The sequence below is a fragment of the Halorubrum sp. Atlit-26R genome (genome assembly GCF_003666015.1).
GTDB lineage: Archaea > Halobacteriota > Halobacteria > Halobacteriales > Haloferacaceae > Halorubrum.
In genome coordinates this window covers 1-1238 of the sequence record NZ_QPLT01000073.1, presented here as the reverse complement: position 1 = coordinate 1238, position 1238 = coordinate 1, and the positions used below count along the sequence as shown (strand labels likewise).

The following is a 1238-nucleotide window of genomic DNA, read 5'->3' as shown; positions in this document are numbered from 1 at the left end:
GAAATTCACTTGGGGTAGGTGTCTCCGCAGCAAGTTTAGCGAGAGCTTTTCTTCGTAATCGGAACTTCCAAGACGGTTGGTGGACTAACTCCTCCGCATTGTGATATGTGTGGACGATTCTTCCGGAAAACGGAGGTAACTGCTGCAAAAGATAGAGTAGTGATTTCCAATATGGTCCCGTATGGATCACGTCGAATCTCTCTGAAAACCGCCATATATACGAGTTAGCCGTCTCAAGCAGATTTGTTCCAGGTCTATGAATGGTAATATCGCCGAGTTCGTGTTCAACTTCTCCCTGAACGAACCCATGGATTGAATGCTTCGATCGCTTTCCAACTTCTCGATGTATCTTCGATATCGGACTATCTGTGTCCAGCCGGGAAAGATATAGGATTTCCATACATGATAAACCCACCTATACTAAATATGGCTTTTCATAACACCAAATATCTACGAACCACCAATATGTGTCTGTACTATCTAATACACCGAGAAATAATAGTTTTAGATATAAAATATAAGTAAAATCCTAATCTAAAATCCAATTTTTGTTACTATCAGGATTAGGCTCAGTTCAACTGTATACCCGAAAACAACTTAACTAATAAATACTGCTGTAACAGTATGATTCAGAAACTGAAGGTTGCTATCTCTAATCCAGAGCTTATCCTAATGGAATTCCTTGAGTTATATCATCAAAAGATCCAGAACAAGTCGCCAGTGCGCGTAATGAACGAAGATTGGGATATTCTTATCGTTCTGGATGGATGCCGGTATGATCTTTTTGAAGAAACAAACGATATTCCCGGGTTGCTGAATAAAGAGAGCTCTCCTGCATCATGTACTCGTCTTTGGCTCGCAGAAACATTCCCCCGTAAGTATCCAGATACCGTGTTAGCGTCTGCGAATCCACAAACGCAGATGCATGACGTTGAACAAAAATTTCACTACTGTGAGCGGCTCTACAATTCATGTTGGGATGACGATCTCAGAACGGTTCCTCCCTCTCCTGCAATCGATCGAGTTCTTGAACTATCTAAAGAGTTCCCGAAAAAGCGGTTGCTAGTACATCTAGTTCAGCCGCATTTTCCATTTATAGGTGAAACAGGGCGCCAAATCAAGCAGCGAGGATTTACAGACGAAGGACGGAAAGGAATAAAAATTGATGAAACTGAATCACAGCATGTTTGGGAAAGGTTGGAACAGGGAGAGCTAGATAAAGAGGTGGTCTGGAGAGC

General features: G+C 42.0%; 1 protein-coding gene and 1 pseudogene. One reads left to right on the top strand and one right to left on the bottom strand.

The features are described 5' to 3' along the window. The coding region (locus DVK07_RS23825; protein WP_233565525.1) for a hypothetical protein at nucleotides 1-400 on the bottom strand (400 nt) is incomplete at its 3' end. Between the two features lie 224 nt (nucleotides 401-624). Here DVK07_RS23825 and DVK07_RS22435 point away from each other — a divergent pair. Beyond that, a pseudogene (locus DVK07_RS22435) lies at nucleotides 625-1238 on the top strand (hypothetical protein); the annotation flags it as partial.